Origin of the sequence: Streptomyces sp. 8N616 (assembly GCF_052246385.1) — a bacterium.
In the GTDB taxonomy this organism is placed as follows: domain Bacteria; phylum Actinomycetota; class Actinomycetes; order Streptomycetales; family Streptomycetaceae; genus Streptomyces.
Genome location: NZ_JBQQBY010000008.1, coordinates 60017 through 82124 on the forward strand (window position 1 = coordinate 60017; position 22108 = coordinate 82124).

22 protein-coding genes are annotated in these 22108 nt (G+C 73.1%); 8 read left to right on the forward strand and 14 right to left on the reverse strand.

All coding sequences use genetic code 11. The features are described from left to right. Nucleotides 1-51 precede the first annotated feature (51 nt). Both ACTWQC_RS09580 and ACTWQC_RS09585 read left to right on the forward strand, forming a co-directional pair. Nucleotides 52-534 carry an Lrp/AsnC family transcriptional regulator gene (locus ACTWQC_RS09580; RefSeq protein ID WP_443315162.1) on the forward strand — a complete coding sequence of 161 codons (483 nt, stop codon included), beginning with the start codon at nucleotides 52-54 and terminating at the stop codon, nucleotides 532-534. A 90-nt stretch (nucleotides 535-624) separates the two neighbouring features. Then, nucleotides 625-2310, forward strand: a complete 1686-nt coding sequence (locus tag ACTWQC_RS09585) for a DUF885 domain-containing protein (RefSeq protein ID WP_443315163.1) — start codon at nucleotides 625-627, stop codon at nucleotides 2308-2310. Between the two features lie 289 nt (nucleotides 2311-2599). Here ACTWQC_RS09585 and ACTWQC_RS09590 read toward each other — a convergent pair whose 3' ends face one another. Further along, nucleotides 2600-3121 (reverse strand): rhodanese-like domain-containing protein, encoded by a 522-nt coding sequence (locus ACTWQC_RS09590; protein ID WP_443315164.1) that lies wholly within the window; start codon nucleotides 3119-3121, stop codon nucleotides 2600-2602. Between the two features lie 95 nt (nucleotides 3122-3216). Here ACTWQC_RS09590 and ACTWQC_RS09595 point away from each other — a divergent pair, with 95 nt between their 5' ends. After that, nucleotides 3217-3672: an Lrp/AsnC family transcriptional regulator gene (locus tag ACTWQC_RS09595; protein ID WP_443315165.1), complete on the forward strand. Its 456-nt coding sequence runs from the start codon at nucleotides 3217-3219 to the stop codon at nucleotides 3670-3672. Nucleotides 3673-3716: 44 nt separating this feature from the next. Here ACTWQC_RS09595 and ACTWQC_RS09600 read toward each other — a convergent pair whose 3' ends face one another. From ACTWQC_RS09600 to ACTWQC_RS09610, 3 genes are all read right to left on the reverse strand, one after another. Then, nucleotides 3717-6962: an AAA family ATPase gene (locus ACTWQC_RS09600; protein ID WP_443315166.1), complete on the reverse strand. Its 3246-nt coding sequence runs from the start codon at nucleotides 6960-6962 to the stop codon at nucleotides 3717-3719. Next, complete coding sequence (locus ACTWQC_RS09605) at nucleotides 6959-8161, reverse strand: exonuclease SbcCD subunit D (RefSeq protein WP_443315167.1); 1203 nt, start codon at nucleotides 8159-8161, stop codon at nucleotides 6959-6961. Before ACTWQC_RS09605 ends, ACTWQC_RS09600 begins: the two co-directional genes overlap by 4 nt. A 311-nt stretch (nucleotides 8162-8472) precedes the next feature. Continuing rightward, nucleotides 8473-8739, reverse strand: a complete 267-nt coding sequence (locus tag ACTWQC_RS09610; RefSeq protein ID WP_443315168.1) for a hypothetical protein — start codon at nucleotides 8737-8739, stop codon at nucleotides 8473-8475. On the opposite strand from ACTWQC_RS09610, the gene ACTWQC_RS09615 reads away from it, so the two are divergent. Further along, nucleotides 8728-10710 carry a HelD family protein gene (locus ACTWQC_RS09615; protein WP_443315169.1) on the forward strand — a complete coding sequence of 661 codons (1983 nt, stop codon included), beginning with the start codon at nucleotides 8728-8730 and terminating at the stop codon, nucleotides 10708-10710. The genes ACTWQC_RS09610 and ACTWQC_RS09615 overlap by 12 nt on opposite strands. A 1-nt stretch (nucleotide 10711) precedes the next feature. Here ACTWQC_RS09615 and ACTWQC_RS09620 read toward each other — a convergent pair whose 3' ends face one another. Then, nucleotides 10712-11338, reverse strand: coding sequence for a YigZ family protein (locus tag ACTWQC_RS09620; RefSeq protein WP_443315170.1), 627 nt, complete (start codon nucleotides 11336-11338; stop codon nucleotides 10712-10714). 59 nt (nucleotides 11339-11397) lie between these two features. Between ACTWQC_RS09620 and ACTWQC_RS09625 the strand changes: the two genes are divergently transcribed. Next, complete coding sequence (locus ACTWQC_RS09625; RefSeq protein WP_443315171.1) at nucleotides 11398-11805, forward strand: CoA-binding protein; 408 nt, start codon at nucleotides 11398-11400, stop codon at nucleotides 11803-11805. 55 nt (nucleotides 11806-11860) lie between these two features. Here the strand turns inward: ACTWQC_RS09625 and ACTWQC_RS09630 are convergent, their stop codons facing one another. Beyond that, complete coding sequence (locus ACTWQC_RS09630) at nucleotides 11861-12415, reverse strand: YbaK/EbsC family protein (RefSeq protein ID WP_443315172.1); 555 nt, start codon at nucleotides 12413-12415, stop codon at nucleotides 11861-11863. A gap of 44 nt (nucleotides 12416-12459) precedes the next feature. After that, nucleotides 12460-13032 carry a helix-turn-helix domain-containing protein gene (locus ACTWQC_RS09635; RefSeq protein ID WP_443315173.1) on the reverse strand — a complete coding sequence of 191 codons (573 nt, stop codon included), beginning with the start codon at nucleotides 13030-13032 and terminating at the stop codon, nucleotides 12460-12462. Between the two features lie 94 nt (nucleotides 13033-13126). Between ACTWQC_RS09635 and ACTWQC_RS09640 the strand changes: the two genes are divergently transcribed. Then, nucleotides 13127-13993, forward strand: coding sequence for an EamA family transporter (locus ACTWQC_RS09640; RefSeq protein WP_443315174.1), 867 nt, complete (start codon nucleotides 13127-13129; stop codon nucleotides 13991-13993). Between the two features lie 321 nt (nucleotides 13994-14314). Here the strand turns inward: ACTWQC_RS09640 and ACTWQC_RS09645 are convergent, their stop codons facing one another. Beyond that, nucleotides 14315-15100 (reverse strand): acyltransferase, encoded by a 786-nt coding sequence (locus ACTWQC_RS09645; protein WP_443315175.1) that lies wholly within the window; start codon nucleotides 15098-15100, stop codon nucleotides 14315-14317. Between the two features lie 192 nt (nucleotides 15101-15292). Between ACTWQC_RS09645 and ACTWQC_RS09650 the strand changes: the two genes are divergently transcribed. After that, on the forward strand, nucleotides 15293-15823 hold the full coding sequence (locus ACTWQC_RS09650) for a gamma carbonic anhydrase family protein (protein WP_443315281.1): 531 nt from the start codon (nucleotides 15293-15295) through the stop codon (nucleotides 15821-15823). A gap of 130 nt (nucleotides 15824-15953) precedes the next feature. On the opposite strand, the gene ACTWQC_RS09655 is transcribed toward ACTWQC_RS09650, so the two are convergent. Then, nucleotides 15954-16646, reverse strand: coding sequence for a DedA family protein (locus tag ACTWQC_RS09655; RefSeq protein WP_443315176.1), 693 nt, complete (start codon nucleotides 16644-16646; stop codon nucleotides 15954-15956). 196 nt (nucleotides 16647-16842) lie between these two features. After that, nucleotides 16843-17295 (reverse strand): DUF4442 domain-containing protein, encoded by a 453-nt coding sequence (locus ACTWQC_RS09660; protein ID WP_443315177.1) that lies wholly within the window; start codon nucleotides 17293-17295, stop codon nucleotides 16843-16845. A gap of 82 nt (nucleotides 17296-17377) precedes the next feature. Here ACTWQC_RS09660 and ACTWQC_RS09665 point away from each other — a divergent pair, with 82 nt between their 5' ends. Beyond that, nucleotides 17378-18406 (forward strand): hypothetical protein, encoded by a 1029-nt coding sequence (locus ACTWQC_RS09665; RefSeq protein WP_443315178.1) that lies wholly within the window; start codon nucleotides 17378-17380, stop codon nucleotides 18404-18406. 150 nt (nucleotides 18407-18556) lie between these two features. Here ACTWQC_RS09665 and ACTWQC_RS09670 read toward each other — a convergent pair whose 3' ends face one another. The 4 genes from ACTWQC_RS09670 to ACTWQC_RS09685 all read right to left on the reverse strand — a co-directional run bounded on the left by ACTWQC_RS09670 (nucleotide 18557) and on the right by ACTWQC_RS09685 (nucleotide 22055). Further along, a complete protein-coding gene (locus ACTWQC_RS09670; protein WP_443315179.1) occupies nucleotides 18557-19420 on the reverse strand; it encodes a spermidine synthase in 864 nt (287 codons plus the stop codon). A 59-nt stretch (nucleotides 19421-19479) separates the two neighbouring features. After that, nucleotides 19480-20322 (reverse strand): patatin-like phospholipase family protein, encoded by an 843-nt coding sequence (locus tag ACTWQC_RS09675; protein WP_443315180.1) that lies wholly within the window; start codon nucleotides 20320-20322, stop codon nucleotides 19480-19482. A 274-nt stretch (nucleotides 20323-20596) separates the two neighbouring features. Then, complete coding sequence (gene tuf / locus ACTWQC_RS09680) at nucleotides 20597-21772, reverse strand: elongation factor Tu (RefSeq protein WP_443315181.1); 1176 nt, start codon at nucleotides 21770-21772, stop codon at nucleotides 20597-20599. A 91-nt stretch (nucleotides 21773-21863) separates the two neighbouring features. Beyond that, the gene (locus tag ACTWQC_RS09685; RefSeq protein WP_443315182.1) at nucleotides 21864-22055 is read right to left on the reverse strand and encodes a hypothetical protein; all 192 of its coding nucleotides are present in this window, start codon (nucleotides 22053-22055) and stop codon (nucleotides 21864-21866) included. Between the last annotated feature and the right edge of the window lie 53 nt (nucleotides 22056-22108).

The window sequence follows — 22108 nt, forward strand, 5'->3', positions numbered from 1 at the left end:
GCTGAACACTCGACGGGGTACGGTGGCGATTCTCCGTGCTATGTTCGGCCAATGGCCGATTCCGTACCCCTGGATCCGGTGGATCTGCAGATTCTGCGGCTTCTGCAGAACGACGCCCGGACCACGTACCGCGACCTCGCGGCCGAGGTCGGGGTCGCGCCGTCGACGTGCCTCGACCGGGTGGCGCGGCTGCGCCGCGCCGGGGTGATCCTCGGGCACGAGCTGCGGCTGGACCCCGCGAAGCTGGGGCGCGGTCTTGAGGCCCTGCTGCTGGTGCAGGTGCGACCGCACCGCCGCGAGCTGATCGGCCCGTTCGTGGAGCGGATCCGCGCGCTGCCGGAGTCGCGCGCCCTGTTCCATCTGACGGGGCCGGACGACTACCTGGTCCATGTCGCCGTCACCGACACCGCTGACCTTCAGCGCCTGGTCATCGACGAGTTCACGTCGCGGCGCGAGGTGGCGCGGGTCGAGACGCGGCTGATCTTCCAGCAGTGGGAGTGCGGCCCCCTGCTCCCGCCGGCTCCCGGCCCATAGGGGAAAGATCCGCCGGACACGCCCTGCCAGGCGCATGCCTGTCGCCGGGTGGTGGTGACGCGGTGGCCCGTCCCATACGAGGATGAGCCCATGTCCGACAACATCAGCAGCCCGTTGCCCCGCCAGGTCGCCGACGCCTACGTGGACGCGCTCATCGACCTCGACCCGATCACCGGCACCTACCTGGGCGTTGCCGAGAGTTCGAGCCGGCTCCCGGACTTCTCCCCCGCCGGGCAGCAGGCCCTCGCCGACCTGGCCCGCACGACGCTGGACCGGCTGGCCGAGGCGGAGGCCCGGCCGGGCGGCGACAGCGACGCCGAGCGTCGCTGCGCCCGGCTGCTGCGCGAGCGGCTGACCGCCGAACTCGCCGTCCACGAAGCCCACGAGGGCCTGCGGGCCGTCAGCAACATCCACTCGCCCGCGCACTCGGTCCGTACCGCCTTCACGGTCACCCCGACGCAGACCCCGGAGGACTGGGCGGCCGTCGCCGAGCGGCTGCGCGCCGTCCCGGCGGCCCTGAAGGGCTACCGCGCCTCGCTCGACGAGGGCATCGAGCTGGGGCTGCCGGCCGGGCCCCGGCAAGTGGAGACCGTCATCGGGCAGTTGGACGAGTGGGTCGGCAAGGACCGCAGCTGGTTCGCGGAGTTCACCGCCGCCGGCCCGGGCGAGCTGCGCACCGAGCTCGACACGGCGGCCGCCACCGCGGCCGGGGCCTTCGCGGATCTGCGCGACTGGCTGCGCGACACGTACGCGCCCGCGGTCGAGGGCGCCCGCGACGTCGTGGGCCGCGAGCGCTACGCCCGCTGGTCGCGCCTGTGGAACGGCACCGACCTGGATCTCGACGAGGCGTACGCGTACGGGTGGTCCGAGTACCACCGGCTGCTGGCCGAGATGCGTACCGAGGCCGAGAAGATCCTTCCGGGTGCGGCCACCCCCTGGGCGGCCATCAAGCACCTGGACGAGCACGGCAAGCACATCGAGGGCGTCGAGGAGGTGCGGGTCTGGCTCCAGGGGCTGATGGACGAGGCGATCGAATCCCTGGACGGCACGCACTTCGAACTCGCCGAGCGCGTGAAGCGGGTCGAGTCGCGGATCGCCCCGCCCGGTGGCGCGGCGGCCCCGTACTACACCCAGCCGTCGGTGGACTTCTCCCGCCCCGGCATCACATGGCTGCCGACCATGGGTGAGACCCGCTTCCCCGTGTACGACCTGGTGTCGACCTGGTACCACGAGGGCGTGCCGGGGCACCATCTGCAGCTCGCGCAGTGGGCGCACGTGGCCGACCGGCTCTCCCGGTACCAGGCGACGGTCGGCATGGTGAGCGCCAACGCGGAGGGCTGGGCGCTGTACGCGGAGCGGCTGATGGACGAACTGGGCTTCCTCACCGACCCGGAGCGGCGGCTCGGCTACCTCGACGCGCAGATGATGCGCTCCACGCGCGTGATCGTCGACATCGGCATGCACCTCGAGCTGGAGATCCCCGCGGACTCGCCCTACCACCCCGGCGAGCGCTGGACGCCCGAGCTGGCGCGCGAGTTCTTCGGCATGCACAGCGGGCGGCCGGCCGACTTCGTCGACAGCGAGCTGATCCGCTACTTGGGCATGCCGGGGCAGGCCATCGGCTACAAGCTCGGCGAGCGCGCCTGGCTCAAGGGCCGCGAGGCCGCCCGCGCGGCGCACGGGGCCGCCTTCGACCAGAAGAAGTGGCATATGGCGGCGCTGTCCCTGGGCTCCCTGGGCCTGGACGACCTCGTCGAGGAACTATCCCGCCTCTGAGGCCACGGGGCCTGACGGTCCATCGAATCCCGTTCGGTCCGCTCGCATCGGGCTCGGTTTGCTCGTATCGGGCTCGGTCTGCGGGGTATCCGGCTCGGTGTACGGGGATCCGGCTCTGCCCGCGTGTATCCGGCTCGGTCTGCGCGTTCGGTCGCCCGGGTCCGGCCGGTGGGTGCGCCCACCGGCCGGACCGCTCAGCGGCGGAAGCCGCCCTCCGAGTCGATGACCTGGCCCGTGATCCAGGCCGCCGCGCCGGAATCAGCGGGCCTCGGGGGCAGCGGACCGGTCGTCAGCATCCGCAGTGGCCCGCGCCTGCGGGCGCCGTCAGGGGGTCGGCGGGGCGCCGCTCGGTGCCGTCGCCGGTCTCGACGGGGAAGCCCTCCCGGATCCAGTACTCGATGCCGCCGAGCATCTCCTTGACCTGGTAGCCCAGGCGCGCGAGCGCGTACGCGGCGCGCGTGGCGCCATTGCAGCCGGGCCCCCAGCAGTGCACGACGACCGGCACGGACGGATCGAGGAACTTCCCTGCCAGGTAGGGGATCTGCGCGGTGGGCAGGTGCAGCGCGCCGGGAATGCGGCCCTGCTCCCAGGCCTCGGCGCTGCGGGAGTCGGCCACGGTGAAGCCGCGGACGCCCGCTTCGAGGGCGGCGGCGACATCGGCGACGTCGGTGTGGAAGGCCAGGCTCGCGGCGAAGTAGGCGGCGGCGTCCTCGGGTGCGGCGGGCGGCACGCGGAGGACGGGGTCGGCGGAAGGGGTGGCGGACGCGGTGACGGACGGGGACGGAACGGCCGGTGCGACGTGCGGTGTCATGCCGGGAAATCTATGGGCGGTGCCAGGGCCTCATGAAGTGGGATTCCCTGGCATCTCCCTTGTTCCGCCGGGGATTGCCCTGCTATTGATGCGCCATGACCGGCTATTCCCCTGACCCCACCGACTGGCGCATTCTCGATGTCCTCCAGCGCGAAGGCCGCGCCGGCTACGCGAAGCTGGCGCGCGCCGTGAACATGTCCGCAAGCGCCGTGACGGAGCGGGTGCGGCGGCTGGAGGAGGCGGGGGTGATCTCGGGCTACGCGGCGGTCGTGGAGCCGGAGCGGCTGGGCATGCCGATCCTGGCCTTCGTACGACTCCGGTACCCGACCGGCAACTACAAGCCGTTCCATGACCTTCTCGACACGACACCGGAGATTCTGGAGGCACATCACGTCACGGGCGACGACTGCTTCGTCCTGAAGGTCGCCGCGCGCTCGATGTCCCACCTGGAGGAGGTCTCCGGGCGGATTTCCGGGCTCGGTTCGGTGACCACCAGCGTGGTGTACTCCTCGCCGCTGCGGCGACGGCCGCTCGGCGGGCCTCTTCCCTGACCCGCCCTCCCCGGCTACCGCTGCTGTGCGTTCCCCGGCGCCGCTCAGCCCGCCGTACCCGGCGCCCGGCGGCGGATGGCGGAGCCCGTACGGGACTTGACCACTTCCAGCTGCGCCGGGATGCGCTGCCGCAGGTCCGCGACGTGGCTGACGATGCCCACCGTACGGTCCCGCTCGCGCAGCGCGTCCAGTACGTCGAGCACGTCGTCGAGGGTCTGCTCGTCCAGGCTGCCGAAGCCCTCGTCGATGAAGAGCGTGTCGAGCCGGGTGCCGCCCGCCTCCTCCGTGACCACGTCCGCGAGGCCCAGGGCCAGGGACAGCGAGGCGAAGAAGGTCTCGCCGCCGGAGAGGCTGGCGGTGTCGCGCTCGCTGCCCGTCCAGGCGTCGATCACGTGCAGACCGAGGCCTGAGCGGCCGCGGCCGCCCGCCTTGGCGTCGGAGTGGACGAGCGTGTAGCGCCCGGAGGACATGTGCTGGAGGCGCACGCTCGCCGCCGCGGCGACCTGTTCGAGCCGGGCGGCGAGGACGTACGACTCCAGGCGCATCCTGCGCTCGTTCTCGGCCGAGGTGCCCGCGGCGAGTCCGGCGAGCCGCGCCACGCGGTCGTACGACTCGCGCAGCGGGGCCAGTTCGCGCGCGTCGGCCGTGGCGCGGGCGCTGAGCCGGTCGAGCTCGGCGCAGCGCGTACGGGCCTCGGCCTCTGCGGCGGAGGCGGCGCGCAGCCGCCGGGTGGCCGCGTCCACGGCCAGCTGGGCGGAGGAGGGGTCGGCAGACGGGCGGGCCGCGGCCTCGGCGGTCCGCGGGTCCGCCAGCTCGGCGGCGACCGCGGCGCTCTCGGCCTGCCACTGGTCGAGGCGCCGCTGCAGCTCGCGCCGCTGGGGCTCGGCGAGTACCGCGTCGGCCGCCGACTCCGGCGTGTCGAACTTCGCCCGGTAGGCGGCGTCGGCGAGTCGCGCGTCGGCCTCCTTCAGCCGCTGTGCTGCGACGTCGGCGGCGCGTACCGCCTCGGCCGCTTCCGCGAGCCGGCCGGCGTGCCGCTCCAGCAGTGCGGCTCGCGCGGCGACGCTCGCCGCGCCACCGCGCGCCTGCTCCAACTCCTTCTCCAGCGCCTCCAGTTCACCCGCGAGGGCCTCTCGCCGGGAGATGCGGGCAGCGGCGCGGCGCTCGGCGTCCTGCTGCTGGGCGCGGCGCCGCTCGTGTTCGCGCTCGGCGCGGGCGAGGGCCTCGCGGCCCGCGTGCAGGTCGGCGGCCGCACCACGGACCTCGGCGTGGGACCGGCGCAACTCTTCGGCGACGGTGGCGAGTTCCGCGGTAGTGGCGCTGCCGGCTGCCGCCGCGGCTCCCGCGAGGGCCTCGCGCAGGGACTGCACGTCCCTGCCGGCGTCCGCGCGGCCGTCCTCCGCCTGCTGGTACGCCTGGAGGGCGAATTCTTCGGCGTCCCGGTCGACGTGGCCGGCCTGTTCCTGCGCGGGGGCAGGGTGTTCGGTGGCGCCGCACACCGCGCACGGGTGGCCTTCACGCAGACCGCCGGCCAGCTCGGCGGCGATGTCGCGCAGTCGGCGCTCCTTGAGGTCGAGCCAGTGCTCATGGGCTGCCGTGGCGCGCTCGCGGGCGCGCAGCAGCCGCTGTTCGGCGTCGTGCAGCTCGGCGGCGAGGCGGTCGCGCCGCCGGGCCGCGTCGAGGCGTTGCAGGGCCGGTTCGATCTGGCCGGCGAGCTGTTCTGCCCGGGTGGCGGCCTCCTGAGCGGTTTCGATCCGCCGCTGGTGCCGCCGGCGCGTGTTGTCCCAGTCGGCGAGCCAGTGCGCGGCTTCCCTGAGCACCTCCTCGTCGGCGCGCGCCTCGCGGTCGAGGTCCGCGCGCTCCGCGGAGATCCGGGCGGCCCGCTGTTCGGCGCGCCGGGCGGCGGCCAAGCCGCCCAGCTCCTCGCGGAGTTCGCGCTCAAGGGCGGCGAGGCGCTCCGCACCGGCCTCGGCGAGATCGGAGAGCATGGCCGGGCCGAAGGCCGGGGCGAACTCGGAGGACACGGCGCGCTCGGAGGACGCGGCGCGCTCGGAGGGGGTCTCCCGCCCCAGCAGAGCGGACTGCTCCGGTTCGGCCGCGCACTCACCGACGGCACCCGGCGCGCCCCCGCGGGCGAAGGGCTGGTCGTGCGCCCAGTCCCCCGCCCGCCCTGCCAGTAGTTCCCGGGCCAGCGCCGCGCGAGCATCCCGCAGGGCCGCGGTGGCGGCGCGGCGCTCGCGCTCGGCGGATTCGCGCAGCTCCAGCGCGGGCACGACACCCTCCGCCGACCGTCCCCGGTCCAGCCGCGCCCGTACGCGGTCGATGTCGTCGCGCCGCTCCTCGAGTTCGGCGGCGCGGCGGCGCGCGTCGGCGTGTCGCGCTTGCAACGCGGCGAGCTCCCGCGCTGCCTCGGCGTGTCGCTGGGCACCCTCATGGGCGCTCTCGGCGGCGCGGACGGCGGCCGCGGCGATGTCCAGGCGCTCGCGCGCGCTCGTACGGGCGATGGCCGCCCACTCCAGGACCGCGTCGGCCAAACCGGGTTCGCCGGGGGCGAGTTCGGGCGGCGGGTGGTCCCCCGGTGTCCGGACGTCAGCGCTGCCGCCCGCGGCCTGGGCCATCCGGTGGGCGAGCGCGAGGAGTCGTTCGTCGCCGCTGCCCACCTGCTTCTCAGCGGCGCGCCGCAGCTCCGCGAGGCGCTCCTCGACCGCGGCGAAGCGCCGGGTGTCGAAGAGCCTGCCGAGCAGCCTGCCCCGGGCCTCGGCGTCGGCGCGCAGGACGCGTGCGAAGTCGCCCTGGGGCAACAGGACGACCTGGCAGAACTGTTCCCTGCTCATGCCCAGGAGCTGCCCGAGCTCCTCCCCCACCTCCTGATGGGAGCGGCTCAGCGCCTTCCACTCACCGTGCTGCTCGCCGCCCTGCTCGCCGACGGTGTGCTCGCGCAGCCACGTCTGGGCCCTGTCGCGCGTGAAGCCCTCGCCCCGCTTCTTGGGGCGCAGTTGCTCGGGGCGGCGGGTGATCTCCAGCCGCCGCCCGCCGACGGTGAGATCGAGCAGCACCTCGGTGGGCGTGAGCGGATCGGCGTGGTCGCTGCGCAGCGACGGGCCGCCCTGCCGGGCGCCGGGCACGCCGCCGTACAGGGCGTAGCAGACGGCGTCGAGCACGGAGGTCTTGCCCGCGCCCGTGGGCCCGTGGAGCAGGAAGAGCCCGGCGGCCGACAGCTCGTCGAAGTCGACCTCCTCCGTGCCGGCGAAGGGGCCGAAGGCGGTGATCCGCAGGCGGTGCAGCCTCACCGGCCCACCTCGCGCTCGGCGCCACCGGTCCGCTCGGCGCCACCGGAGCGTTCGGCGCCACCGGAGCGCACGTCGTCCAGCGCCCCGTGGAGCACGGCCAGCTCGCTCTCGTCGGGCCCCGCGCCACCGCGTACATGGGCCACGAAGTCCTCGGCGATCTGCCGGTCCGTACGGCCCTTGAGCCGCTCGGCGTAGGAGGCGAGCGAGTCCTCGGCGGCCCGGTCGGGGGCGAAGGCGAGGCGGAGGGTGTGCGGGAAGCGCTCGGTGAGCCGCGCCATGGGTTCGTGCGGACGGACGGGGTCGGTCAGGGTCGCCTCCACCCACGCCTGCTCGTGCCGCGCGAGCCCCGGTTCCGCGAGCAGGTCCTCGAGGCGGCCGCGGATCCGGGCGAGCGGCCGCGGTACCGGGCAGTCGATCCGCTCGGCCGCGAAGGAGCCCGCCGCGCCGAGGTCGATGAGCCACATGCTCTTGCGGTGTCCGGCCTCCGAGAAGGAATAGGCCAGCGGGGAGCCGGAGTAGCGGATGCGCTCGCCGATGGTCTGGCAGCCGTGGAGGTGGCCGAGGGCCGCGTAGTCGGCCCCGTCGAAGAGCTCGGCCGACACGGCCGCGACGCCGCCGACGGTGATGTCGCGCTCGCTGTCGCTGGGGGCGCCGCCCGAGACGAAGGCGTGGGCGAGGACGACGGAACGGGTCCCGGGGGTACGGGTGGCGAGGTCGGCCCGCACCCGGTCCATGGCGGCCCGGAGCACGGCCGTATGCCCGGCCTTCTCCGCGCCCAATTGCTCCCGTACGAGGGCGGGTTCGAGATAGGGCAGGCCGTAGACCGCGACGTCGCCGTGCTCGTCGGCGAGCACGACCGGGTCCGCGCACCCCGCCGGGTCGGTGCGCAGGTGGATGCCCGCGCGCTCCATCAGCCCGGCGCCGACGCCGAGCCGGCGGGCGGAGTCGTGGTTGCCGGAGATCATGACCGTCGGGACGCCGAGTCCGGCAAGGCGGTGGAGGGCGCTGTCAAACAGTTCCACGGCGGCCAGCGGCGGCACGGCCCTGTCGTACACATCGCCTGCGACGAGCACCGCGTCGACCCGCTGCTCGCGGACCGTCTCCACGAGGTGGTCGAGGAACGCCGCTTGGGCGGGCAGGAGGCTCACCCGGTGGAAGGACCGGCCCAAGTGCCAGTCGGACGTGTGCAGAAGCCTCACCGTACCGCTCCGACCTCCACGCTTCCCGCTCCCTTCGCCTCCGAGGTACCCAACCGGCACGGGACCCGGAAGTCACACCGGCCCCCGTCGGCCCGGACAGGACGCTGTCCCTCACCAGCCCCAGTTTCTCACCCGGGTCGGGGGGCTCGTGCGCAGATACGCAGATCGTCGCGGATATACGCAGCGAAATACCCCGGGCCGATTGACGTCCGGGGTATTTCGCTGCGTATATTGGGTGGTTCTGTGAGCCGCGACAAAAGAGTTCAAGTCTCACTTTCCGAAAGCATCCTATCCAGCGAGGAGTTGAATTGTCAACCGAGGAATGGCGGCACGAGCAACAATTCGTCTCCCTGCTTCACCACCGCCTGGACCATCTGCGCGCCGCGGCCGAGACGGCCGTTCAGACGTCGATGGCCCAGGTGGGAGGCGGATTTCAGGCCATGCTCGAGCGCGATGTGACCGTCACCGAGCAGGCCCGGCACCTGGCCGCGCTCCAAGCGAACGAATCCGGGCTGTGTTTCGGTCGGCTCGATTTCACTGACGGTGGGACATATCACATCGGCCGCATGGGAATCCACGCGGCCGACGCGGAACGCACCCCGCTCCTCATCGACTGGCGCGCACCCGTCGCCCGCCCTTTCTATCTCGCCACCGGTCACACGCCCATGGGGCTCAGGCGGCGCCGGCACATCACCACAGAAGGCCGCACGGTCACCGCCCTGCACGACGAGATCCTGGATCTCACCGACCGCGAGCGCACCGGCTACGAGGACCGGCACGGCGACGCGGTGCTGCTCGCCGCGCTGAACTCCGCACGCACCGGACGCATGGCGGACATCGTGCAGACCATCCAGGCCGAGCAGGACCGCATCATCCGCGCCCCGCACCGCGGCGTCCTCGTCGTCGAAGGCGGCCCCGGCACCGGCAAGACCGCGGTGGCCCTGCACCGGGCCGCGTATCTGCTGTACGAGCACCGGGAGCTGCTGGCCAGGCGCGCGGTCCTGATCGTCGGCCCCAACCTCGCCTTCCTCCGCTATATCGGCGAAGTGCTGCCCTCCCTCGGTGAGACCGGGGTGCTGCTGGCGACCATGGGGGAGCTCTTCCCCGGCGTACGCGCCACGGGGACCGACGCTCCCGAGGCGGCCGCGGTCAAAGGGCGGGCGCAGATGGCCGATGTGCTCGCCGCCGTCGTACGGGACCGGCAAGCACTGCCCGACCCGGTGCTCGCGATCGAGCACGACCGCGACACGCTGCTACTGGACGAGGGGACGGTGCGCACGGCCCGGGACCGCGCCCGGGACACCGGGCTGCCGCACAACCTCGCCCGTGAGTACTTCGAGGGCTTCGTTCTGGGCGCCCTCACCGACCAGCTCGCCGACCGCATCGGCGCCGACCCGTACGGCGGGTCCAACCTGCTCGGGCCCGCCGACATCGAGCAGCTGCGCGATGAGCTCGACGCCAACCCCCGGGTGCACGCGGCGATCCACTCCCTGTGGCCGTATCTGAGCCCGCAGCGCCTGATCGCCGACTTTCTTGCGGACCCGGAGGGATATCTGCCGGACACCGACGCCGAGTTGATACGCCGTACGCCACAGGAGTGGACTCCCGCCGACGTCCCGCTGCTCGACGAGGCGGCCGAGCTCCTCGGCGAGGACGACCGGGCCGGCCGTGCCGCGGCGGGGGCCGAGCGACAGGAGCGGATCGCCTACGCACAGGGCGTCCTCGACCTGTCGTACGGCTCGCGCACCTTCGAGTTCGAGGACCTCGGCGACGGGGAGTCGGAGGTGCTGTCCGCGCACGACATCATCGATGCCGAGCGGATGGCCGAGCGCCACGAGGAGGCCGACCATCGCAGCGCCGCCGAGCGCGCCGCGACCGACCGCGGCTGGGCGTTCGGCCACATCATCGTCGACGAGGCGCAGGAGCTGTCGCCCATGGCGTGGCGGCTGCTGATGCGCCGCTGTCCCACCCGGTCCATGACGCTCGTCGGCGACCTCGCGCAGACCGGGGCGGCGGAGGGCTGCAGCTCATGGGAGGAGATCCTCGCGCCGTACGTCGAGGACCGCTGGCAGCACGCCCGGCTGGCCGTCAACTACCGCACCCCTGCTGAGATTCTGTCGGTCGCGGCAGCGGTCCAGACAGCGGAGAACCCCCGGTTCGAACCGCCGAGCTCGGTACGGTCGACGGGTGTACGTCCATGGGCACGCGCCACGTCCCCGGACGCTCTCGCCCGCACCGTGGCCGAGGCGGTGGCGCGCGACACCCAGGTGGACGGCCGCCTGGCCGTGATCGCCCCGGGCGCCCTGCACGGGGCTCTCGCCACCGAACTTCCGGGCGTGACGGCGGACGCGGAACCCGACCTGACCCGGCCGCTCGTCCTGCTCGACGCCCGCCAGTCGAAGGGGCTCGAATTCGACGCGGTGATCGTGGTCGAGCCCGCCGCGTACCAGACCAGTGACCTGTATGTGGCGCTGACTCGTGCGACCCAGTCGCTGGGCCTCGTGCACACCCGTGCGTTGCCGCATGCCCTGCGGGAAGCGCTGCGGTGATTCAAACCGTTCCGAACGCCTCGCCGCCGAGTTCGAGCACGGCCGTGCCCGCCGTGGTGTCGGCCAGCCAGGCGCGGAAGGCGTCCACGTCCGCCTCGGGCAGCCCGATCTCGATGGTGACCTCGGCCTCGTACCGGACGTCCCGCACGTCGCGGCCCGTTGCCCGCAGGTCGTTCTCCAGCTTGCCGGCCCGCTGGTGGTCGACCGTGACGGTGGCCAGCCGGAATCGCTTGCGGGTGATGGTGCCCAGCGCGTCGAGCGCCTCGCCGACGGCGCCGCCGTACGCCCGGATCAGTCCGCCGGCGCCGAGCTTGACGCCGCCGAAGTAGCGGGTGACGACGGCGACGACGTACCGGACCTCGCGGCGCAGCAGCATCTGCAGCATGGGCACGCCCGCGGTGCCGCCGGGTTCCCCGTCGTCGCTCGCCTTCTGGATGCCGCCCTCGGCGCCGATGACGTACGCGTAGCAGTTGTGGGTCGCGGTGGGATGCTCCTTGCGGATGCGCTGAATGAACTCCTGCGCCTCCTGCTCGGTGGCGGCGGGCGCGAGCGCGCAGATGAACCGCGACTTGCTGATCTCGGTCTCGTGCACGCCCTCGCGCGCGACCGTCCGGTACTGCTCCTGCATCACCTCACCCTATGCCGGGTGCCGGGAATGGCGCCGCCGGGCCGGTGGTTGTCGGGGGCATGTACGCAGACGCAGAGACGATCCGCAGGATTCTGACCGGCACAGGCGACACCTGGGCGGTGGTGGGCCTGTCGACCAACGAGCGGCGGGCCGCCTACGGGGTGGCGAAGGTGCTGCAGCGCTTCGGCAAGCGCGTCGTGCCGGTGCACCCCAAGGCGGAGACGGTCCACGGCGAGCCGGGGTACGCGACGCTGGCGGACATCCCGTTCCCGGTGGACGTGGTCGATGTGTTCGTGAACAGCGAGCTGGCCGGGGAAGTGGCCGACGAAGCGGTCGCGATCGGCGCGAAGGCCGTGTGGTACCAGCTCGGGGTGGTGGACGAGGACGCCTACGAGCGCACCCGCGCGGCGGGGCGCGACATGGTCATGGACCGCTGCCCGGCGATCGAGATCCCGCTCCTGAGCTGAGGGTGCAGCGGCGCTCCTGAGCTGAGGCACGGCGGCGACCTCGAGCCCGGATGGATCAGATGCCGAGGCCGTCCAGGACCACCGCGCCGGGGACCCCGGCGAGCGCCTTGCCGGGGACGAGCAGCTTGCCGCGCCGACGGCCGCTGCCGATGACCACATACGGCGCGTCCACGACCGCCGCGTCCACCAGCAGAGGCCAGCCCTCGGGCAGCCCGATGGGCGTGATCCCGCCGTACTCCATGCCGGTCTCCCCCACCGCCGTGTCCATCGACGCGAAGGACGCCTTGCGCACTCCGAGGTGGCGGCGCACCGCTCCGTTCACATCCACCCGCGTGGTGGAGAGGACCACGCAGGCGGTCAGCGTGACGCTCTGGCCGCGCTTGCCCGCGACGACCACGCAGTTCGCCGACGACTCGAGGAGCCCGGGCCCGTAGGCCTCGGCGAAGACGGCGGTGTCGGCCCTCTCGGGGGCGGTGTCGACGTACAGCAGCTGCTCCACGGGCACCGGGCCGCTCCATGCCCGGATGGCACCGGCGACGGGCGGGCTCAGCTCGTCCAGGACCTCGGCGGCGGGCCGGACGGAGTCGAAGTTTCCGATGGGAGCGCGCATGTCCGCCACGCTAACAGGCGGCGCCGACATCGCGGTTGATCGTCTCAGCGCACGGGCGGGACGGCCACGGTCATGGTCATCTCGACGGGCTCCGTGCCGTCGTTGCGGTACGCGTGCGCGCCGTTCGCCTCGAAGCTGGCGGCGGCACCCGTCGGCACCCGGTACTCCTCGCCGTCGACGACGAGGGTCAGCTCACCCGCCGTCACGTGCAGCAGCTCGAAGGTCCCGCCCGGGTGCGGGTCGGAGGTGCTGCCCTCGCCGGGCATGAGCCGCCAGGACCACAGCTCGAGGGGGCCGGGGGTCTGGACGCCGGCGAGCAGCGAGGTCGAACTGCCCGCCTCGGTGGACCACATCCGTACGGCCTGGCCGGCGGGGACGACGCGGACCTTGGGCTCCTGGTCGTAGTCGAGCAGCGTGGTGATGCTGACGCCGAGGGCGTCGGCGAGCTTGACGGTCGTGCCGACGCTCGGGTTCGTCCGGGCCTGCTCGATCTGGATGATCATCCCCCGGCTCACTCCCGCGCGGGCGGCGAGCCCGTCCAGCGTGAAGCCCCGCTCGGTGCGCCAGTGCTTGAGGTTGCGCGCGAGCGACTGGGTGAGGTGGTCGAGGTCCGTCACGTTCCGTCCAATATCCTGGATGACAGAGTTCACTTTAATGCACTACTGTGTGCTGCACTGCATTGTTCACTCCACTGTACTGCGAGGTTTCGCCATGACAGCCGTCTTCGCCCTGGCCACCAGCTTCCTGTGGGGGCTGGCCGACTTCGGCGGCGGGCTGCTGACCAGGCGCATCCCGGCCCTGACGGTCGTCGTGGTCTCGCAGACCATGGCCGCGGCCGTGCTCGGCGCCATCGTGGTCGCGACCGGCGGCTGGCAGGAGGCCGGACCCCAGCTGTGGTTCGCGGTCGCGGCGGGCGTCGTGGGTCCGGCCGCGATGCTGTGCTTCTACCGGGCGCTGGCGCTCGGTCCGATGGGCGTCGTCTCGCCGCTCGGATCGATCGGAGTCGCGGTGCCCGTGGGGGTCGGCCTGGTGATCGGCGAGCGGCCGGGGCTGCTGCAGTTCGCCGGGATCGTGGTGGCCGTCGCGGGAGTGGTGCTGGCCGGCGGGCCGCAGCTGCGCGGCGCGCCGGTGCAGCGGCAGGCCATCCTGCTGACGCTCGTCGCCGCCTTCGGCTTCGGCTCGGTGATGGCGCTCATCGCGGAGGCGTCCTCCACCGTCACCGGGCTCTTCCTCGCCCTCTTCGTCCAGCGGCTGTCGAACATCGCGGTCGGCGGCGCCGCCCTGTACGTGTCGGTGCGGCGCGGCGCCACCGCGCTGCCGGAGGACGGGGGCTGGCGGACGATACGGTCCTCGCTGCCGGCGCTCGGATTCGTGGGGCTCGCGGACGTCGCCGCCAACGGGACGTACGCCATGGCGGCCCAGCAGGGTCCGGTGACCGTCGCAGCCGTGCTCGCCTCGCTGTACCCGGTGATCACCGCGCTCGCCGCGCGCGGCGTCCTCAAGGAGCGGCTGCGGCTGGTGCAGGCGGCGGGCGCGGGGCTCGCGCTCTTCGGCACGGTGCTTCTCGCGGCGGGCTGAACCATGCGGCCCGGACGCCCGCGTCCGGGCCGCGTACGGCCTGAGTCCGCGGCGTACAGCCTGAGACCTGCCGCGTACGGCCTGAGTCCGCGGCGTACAGCCTGAGGCCTGCCGCATACGGCCCGAGCTCGCCGCGTACGGTCTGGGCCCTGCCGCATACGGCCCGAGCTTGCCGGATACGGCCTGAGAGCCTTCGGTCAGAGTCTGCGCGCCGCGTACAGCGCCAGCGCGACGCCCTGGATCACCACCGCGATCGCCAGCAGGATGCGCAGATTCCGGTTGCTCATCGTCCGAACCTCCTCGCGGCCGTCCCCCGCAGCCTCAGCGGTCGGCCGACAGGTCCAGTGTGCCGGGGGCGGCGCCCTGCCCGTTCAGTTCGTCCAGCTCGGCCAGCGCGAGCAGTTGCTCCGGGGTGACGCCCTCGGGGATCGGCACCGGGGGCGGCGTGCGCAGCGGCGGCTGCCAGCCCGAATCCGGGTCCCAGCGGCGGACGACACGGGCGGGCGCGCCCGCGACCACCGCGTGGTCGGGCACCTCGCCCCGTACCACCGCGCCCGCCGCGACGACTACGTTCCGGCCGAGGCGGGCGCCGGGAAGTATCACGGCCCCGGCGCCGAGCCAGCTGCCCGCGCCGACCTCGACGGGTGCGGTGCGCGGCCACTGCCGGCCCACCGGCTGCTCCGGGTCGTCGTAACTGTGGTTGTCGCTCGTGACGTAGACGTACGGGCCGCAGAACACGTCGTTTCCGAAGACCACGGGCCGCGAGGCCACGACATGGCTGCCGCGGCCGAGGACAACGCCGTCGCCCAGCCGCAGGACCGGCTCGGGCCCCAGATCGAGACCGGGCATCATTCCGGCGGTCAGGGTGACCTGTTCGCCGATGATGCAGTGATCGCCGAGGTGGATCCACGGCTCGCCGAAGAGCGTCCCCTGCGGGAAGGCGAGCCGGGTGCCGCGGCCTATCCGTCCGAAGCGGTGCCGTCCTGGACGCTCGGCGGTCACCGCGCCCGCGTTCTGCATCCAGCGCCAGCACCGGTGCACCGCGCGCGTGACGGCCCGGCGGCGCCAGTCCGCGAGCGATGAGAACGTGTTCCGGTTTCTCGGCACCCGCTCACGGTACTCAGCCGTCGGCCGGGCAGCGTACACCCCGTGCTGTGATCTTCACCCCACCCGCCCGCAAGCCTCCCCGGCCCTTCCCTTACGGTGCCGGTAGAGCGTGCCACGGGGGACGAAGCGTGCCACCGGGGACGACCGGACGTGCCACCGGGGGACGACCGGAGACGAGAGCGAGCGGACGAGATGGCGGAGCGGGCGTTGATCGCAGGGGTGTACGGCAAGGAGCCGAAGATCGACCCGGAGGCGTTCACCGCGCCGACGTCCGTCGTGCTCGGCGAGGTCTCGCTCGGCGCGGGGGCGAGCGTCTGGTACCAGACGGTGCTGCGCGGCGACGGCGGCCCGATCGCCATCGGCGCCGACAGCAACATCCAGGACAACTCCACCGTGCACGCCGACCCGGGCTTCCCGGTGTCCGTCGGCGAGCGCGTGTCCGTCGGCCACAACGCGGTGCTCCACGGCTGCACGGTCGAGGACGACGTGCTGGTGGGCATGGGGGCCACGGTGCTCAACGGGGCACGGATCGGCACGGGTTCGCTGGTCGCCGCCCAGGCGCTCGTACCGCAGGGCATGCAGATTCCGCCCGGCTCGCTGGTCGCCGGAGTGCCCGCCAAGGTCAAGCGGCAGCTGACCGAGGAGGAGCTCGAGGGCGTCAGGTTCAACGCTGCGGTGTACGTGGACCTGGCGCGGGAGCACCGGGAGGCGCTGGGAGGCTGACGGCAGGCGGGGAGCGAAAAAGCGACCACCCGGTGACCGGGAAGCCCCGGCCCGGGGCCTGGCGAGCGCCGTCGCAGCGGTCGGGCCATGCGAGCGCCGTCGCAGCGGTCGGTGGCCTCGGCCTGCGGCCTCAGTCGGCCGCCGGTGCGGGCTGCCGCTCGGCCGCCTCGCCGGTCGCCCCCGCCGCAGCCTGCTCCGCCCGCTCCTCCTGCTGCTCCCTGGCGGCCTTCTTGGCCCTGCTCTTCAGCACCAGGAACGAGGTGAGCCCGATCAGCAGCGCGGCGACCAGGCCGAGCCACGAGAACCGCTTCAGCCACGCCTCGGCGACCACGCCGACGTAGTAGATGACCGCGGTCGTGCCGCCCGCCCATACGATGCCGCCGAGGACGTTGGCGATGAGGAACTTCCAGTACGGCATGCGCAGCACGCCCGCGAGCGGCCCGGCGAAGATCCGCAGCAGGGCCACGAAGCGGCCGAAGAAGACCGCCCACATCCCCCACCTCTCGAAGGACCGCTCGGCGGACGCGATGTGGTGAGGCCCGAAGTGCTTGGGGAACTTCCCGCCGAGCCAGGTCAGAAGGGGCTTGCCGCCCTTGCGGCCGATGGCGTAGCCGATGGAGTCACCGACGATGGCGCCGGTGGTGGCGCAGGCGCCCAGGATCACGGGGTCGATCTCGCCGTGCTGGGACGCCAGCAGCGCCGAACTGACGAGGATGATCTCTCCGGGCAGCGGGATGCCGAGGCTCTCCAGGCCGATGACGATCCCGACGAGCAGATAGATGCTGACCGCGGGCACGGTCTCGAGCCACTCCTGGACGTGCAAGCCGGTTCCTCCCGTGATCTGTACAGGCTGCCCGGCGCGCGCGCCGTTTGGGCGGACGCCGGGCAGCCTACTTGATTCCGGGAAAACTCCGGTCAGCTCCGGTCAGCCGTTCCCCGCGTCCTCGTCGGCCGTTTCCCGCGTTCCCGACAGCCGTTCCGTCAGCCGTTGCCGTCAGCCCCTGCCGCCAGCCCAGCTGTCAGCCGTTGGGGCGCAGTGTCCACACAATCGACATCTCCCCGGTCACGGCCCCGTCCTCGCGTGTGATCTCGATCTCGACCGGGAACTCGGGGCGCTGCCCCGCGTCGAGCTCCGCGACGACGTCGGCGGCCGGGCGGCCGAGCCTGGCGGTGGCGGTGACCGGCCCCATGGCGAGCTTCTTGTAACCGATCTCGGCCCGTACGGCGAGGGGGACGGCCCGCGAGAGCTGGTCGCCGAAGGCGGCGAGCACGATGGCGCCGCTGGCGGACTCGGCGAGCGTGAACATCGCGCCGGCGTGCGGCCCGCCCACGTGGTTGTGGAAGTCGGGCTGGTCGGGCAGCCGTACGACGGCGCGCTCCGCGGTGGTCTCGGCGAACTCGAGGTTGAGGGTGCGGGCCATCGGCACGGTGGCCGTGAGCATGTCGCCGATCGACGGCAGGGTCTCGGACATGCGGCCACGTTACCAGCGAGTAGCAATGCTGGGGAGGGGCGGCCGTGGCAGGCATGCTCATGCCCCTCTATCGTTACGGGCCATGTGGCCAGGACAGCAGCCGCCCGGGGGCGAGCAGAACCCGCAGGACCCGAACGCGAATCCATACCAGCAGCCGGGGTATCACCAGCCGAACCCCTATCAGCAGCCGGGATACCAGCAGCCGAATCCGTACCAGCAGCAGGCCCCGCAGTGGAACCCGGGCATGCAGCCCGGCGCCCCGCAGCCGCCGCAGGACAACCGCAACAAGAAGGTCGCGACGATCGCGATCGTCACGGCCGTCGCCGTCGTGGCCGCAGCTGTCATCACGGGGGTCTTCGTCCTGGGCGGCGACGACGAGAAGACCGACGAGGCGAAGCAGGACCGGAAGACCCGGGTTTCGCCCTCGCCCGGGAACTCGCCGGAGGGCGGCGGCTCCCCGTCCGGCGAAGGTGAGCTGGACAACCCGCGCGGCGGCGGTGGTTCGGACGTCAAGCCGGTCATCCCGGGCTGGAAGGTCGTGGTCAACGCCAAGCGGCAGAACGCCTTCGACGTGCCGCCGGACTGGTCGGTGGAGTCGCAGGGCACCTCCATCGGGTTCGAGGACTCCAAGGACAAGTCGGACATACCGCGGGCTCTCATCGTCATGTCCGCACCCGCCTTCGCCAAGGAGCAGTGGTGCACCGTCAAGACGGAGAGCGGCTACGACTCGACCACCGCCCTCGGCGCTGCCGGGACCAAGGGCGCCCAGGGCGCGAAGAGCACCGCCAACGCCGCCCAGGACGCGGCCGAGATGTGGGTCTACGCGGGCTACGACCAGAACGAGACGGGCACCCGCAAGGTCACCGAGGCCAAGCCGTTCGCGAGCAAGCACGGCCTCACCGGCTTCTCCTCCTCCGCCACCGTCACCGGCGTGAAGAAGACGGACAAGTGCTCGTCCGACGGCAAGTCCTTCACGGTGGCGTACAAGGCGGAGAGCGGCGACCTCGCGATCTGGTCGCTCTACGCGGCGAAGGGCGTCGCGGACGAGATCCCCGACGCGACCATCCAGAAGATCATGAGCTCGCTTCGCCCGCTCGAATCGGCGTCCTGACCGCTGCCTGTCCTGCTCCCGGCGCGCGCGTCGGTCGCACTGCGGCTGAACCTGGGCTCGCTCCCCCCGGCGCGAAACCGCTTGCTCCTGCGGCCCGTTCACGGTGCGGCCGACCGGTGAGGCGAGGTTCTTCGCCTGCCGGGTGCCGTATCAGCCGATGCTGAAGGCGCCGTCGGGCGGTTCCGGTGACGGTACGGCGTCGGCGTCGTGGACCGGCCAGGCTCCCGCGTACAGCCGCTCCAGTGCGGCCCCGTGCTCCACGCGCGCGGGGAAGGCGTCGGCGGCCGTCCGGCGGGCCAGGTCGTCGACCGGGAGCTCGGCGTCCGAGGCGACGAGGACCGTGTTGCCGAAGCGGCGGCCGCGTAGTACGGCGGGCTCGGCGATCAGGGCGAGGTGGCCGAAGGTCTCGGCGAGCGTGGCGAGTTGGGAGCGGAGGAAGGCGAACGGCGCGGCGTCGGCGAGGTTCGCCGCGTAGACGCCGCCGGGTCGCAGGGCGCGGGCGGCGGCCCTGGCGTACTCAACGGACGTGAGGTGCGCGGGCACGCGCGCGCCGCCGAAGACGTCGGCGACCAGGATGTCGGCCTCGTGCTCCGGTGCGTTCTCGAGCCACGCGCGGGCGTCCTCCCCGTGCAGCGTGATCCCGGCTCCTGCTCCGGCTCCGGTTCGCTGCGGCAGCGGCAGTTGCTCGACGACGAGGTCGAGCAGGCCCCGGTCGGCCTCGATCACCGTCTGCCGCGACCCGGGGCGGACTGCGGCCACGTAGCGGGGCAGGGTGAGCGCGCCGCCGCCGAGGTGCAGTACGTCGAGGGGGCGGCCCGGCTCGGCAACCGTGTCGAGGACGTGGCCGAGCCGTCGCGCGTACTCGAACTCCAGGTGCGCCGGGTCGTCCAGATCGACGTACGACTGGGGCGCCCCGTTCACGGTGAGCAGCCAGGCCCGCGGCCGGTCGACATCGGGAAGTAGCTTGGCGGTCCCGGAGTCCACGGCTCGGGTGACGGGAATCGGCTCGTCCACGGACCCATTGTCGCCGGGGTGAGGCGGGGCCGGACCAGGCGGGGCGGGCAGGGCGGCGGTCAGTCGGCCCAGACCGCCGTCACCGCCTCGACCTGTGCGGCCGCCTGGGCGCGGCCGGCCCGCGCTGCGGGGGCCCGGCGCGCGGGATCCAGCGGATTGCGCCCGAAGGCGGCGCGCGCCGCCCGGTCCGGGGTGAGCAGTACGACCCGGGCGCCGCCGGCGGTGAGCTTCGCGGCCTGCGCGCGGACGGTCGGGACGGGACCGCCGCCCTGGGAAAGCGGGGCGAGGATCACCACGCGCCCGTACTCGGCGGCGAGGTCGGCGTTGGCGGACGACCGGATGCCGCCGTCGATCCAGCGCCGGCCGTCGATGGTGACCGGCGGCCAGACGCCCGGGACAGCGCAACTCGCGGCCACCGCGTCGACGATCCCCACGCCGCTCGAGCTGTCGAAGGCCGCGAACTCACCCGTGACCGCGTCCACAGCGGTGATCACCAACCGCCGGTCCGGCCAGCTGTGCGAGACGAGCCGCTGCGCGATGACGGCCCGCCGCTCGGCCTCAGGGGGTGTACGCGCTGCGAGGGCAAGCCTGCCGATACGGGCACCGAGAGCGGCGCCGTCGCGGGACCGGAGGACGCCGAAGACGTAGCGGGCGATCAGCGCGGGGCTCATCCGGGCCGCGATCTCCCCTGCGGGGTCGGCCAGTTGGCGCTCGTACAGCTCGTCGAGCGTGAGCAGACCGGAGGTGAGCTGAGCACCGACGACGGAACCGGCGGAGGTCCCGATCACCGCGCCCGCCGTGCTCAAGTCCACTCCTGACTCGGCGAGTCCGGCGAGCATGCCGATCTCCCAGCCGATGCCGGTGATGCCACCCCCGCCGAGCACCAGCGCCGTCTCCGCCACGTGTCGCTCCCTCCGCCGTCGCGCTTCCGGGCAGTCTGGCACCCCTGCCCGAGGACCGGCAGCCCACACGGGCTGCCACCCCTGCCTCCCCGGGCGCTTCGCGCCCGGTGTTTTCCCAGCCACCCGCCCTCTTGAGGGCGGGTGGGTGGAAATCCCCGAGGGCCGGCCGGTGGGGCAGGGGCCGCCCTGCGGGTCGGCGCCACGCCGTCGGGCCCGCGGGGTCGTGCAGGCGCCGCTGCCCTGGCGCTGCGTGGCCCGCGGCCCGGGCCGCGGGTTACTCGTCCGCGAGAGCGGTCACCGTGCCCGCGCCCACCGTGCGGCCGCCCTCGCGGATGGCGAAGCCGAGGCCGGGCTCGAGCGGAACCTCGCGGCCCAGCTCGACCGTCATCGTGACGGTGTCGCCGGGCCGGGCGACCGCCGCGCCACCGAGGTCGACGTCCCCGACCACGTCCGCCGTACGGATGTAGAACTGCGGCCGGTAGCCCGTGGCGACCGGAGTGGTCCGGCCGCCCTCGGCCGCCGACAGCACGTACACCTCAGCCGTGAAGCGCCGGCGCGGCAGCACGCTGCCCGGCGCCGCCACCACGTGCCCGCGCCGCACCGCGTCCCGCTGCACACCGCGCAGCAGCAGCGCGACGCTGTCGCCCGCCTCCGCGGACTCCATCGGCTTGCCGAAGGTCTCGAGACCGGTGACGACGGTCTCGATGCCCGCCCCGAGCACCTCGACCCGGTCCCCGACCCGCACCTGGCCGCGCTCCACCGCGCCCGTGACGACCGTCCCGCGCCCGGTGATGGTGAGGACGTTCTCCACCGGCAGCAGGAACGGCGCGTCGGTGTAGCGCACCGGCGTCGGTACGTACGTGTCGACGGCGTCGAGCAGCGCCTCGATGGCTCCGGTCCAGCGCGGGTCGCCGTCCAGCGCACGCAGTCCGGAGACCCGTACGACCGGCGCCCGGTCCCCGTCGTAGCCGTGCGCGGACAGCAGCTCGCGCACCTCGAGCTCGACCAGGTCGGTCAGTTCGGAGTCGCCCGCGTCGGCCTTGTTGAGGGCGACGACGATGTGCTCGACGCCGACCTGCCGGGCGAGCAGCACATGCTCGGCGGTCTGCGGCATGACGCCGTCGAGCGCGGAGACGACGAGGATCGCGCCGTCGAGCTGGGCCGCGCCGGTGACCATGTTCTTGACGTAGTCGGCGTGGCCCGGCATGTCGACGTGCGCGTAGTGCCGCGTGTCGGTCTCGTACTCGACGTGCGCGATGTTGATGGTGATGCCGCGCGCCGCCTCCTCGGGCGCCCGGTCGATCCGGTCGAACGGCACGAACGTGCCCGAGCCGCGCGAGCTGAGCACCTTCGTGATGGCGGCGGTCAACGTTGTCTTGCCGTGGTCGACATGGCCCATGGTGCCGATGTTGAGGTGCGGCTTGGTGCGCACGTATGCCTGCTTGGACATGGTTGCTTCCTCGGAAGTGAGCAGCGTCAGCGGGACCCCTGGGCCTGACCGACCCTCCCCCTGCGGGGTCCGCCGGACGATCCGGGAAGGGTCAGCTTCGGGCGCCGCCGAAGGGTGCCGGGGCAGCTGCGGCGACTGCGTCGGTGGCAGCGGCAGCGGCGGCAGCAGCGCCTGCGGCGGCCACTGCGGCCACTGCGGCCACGGCGATGGCCGAGGGAACGAAGGCAGCCTTCGGCGCGTCCGCGACTGCGGACGGAAGCGCGAGGAAGGCGTGCCGGAACATGCCGCCAATGATCGCGGCCCGGTCGGCCGCGCGTCCAACCATTTTGCGCGGGG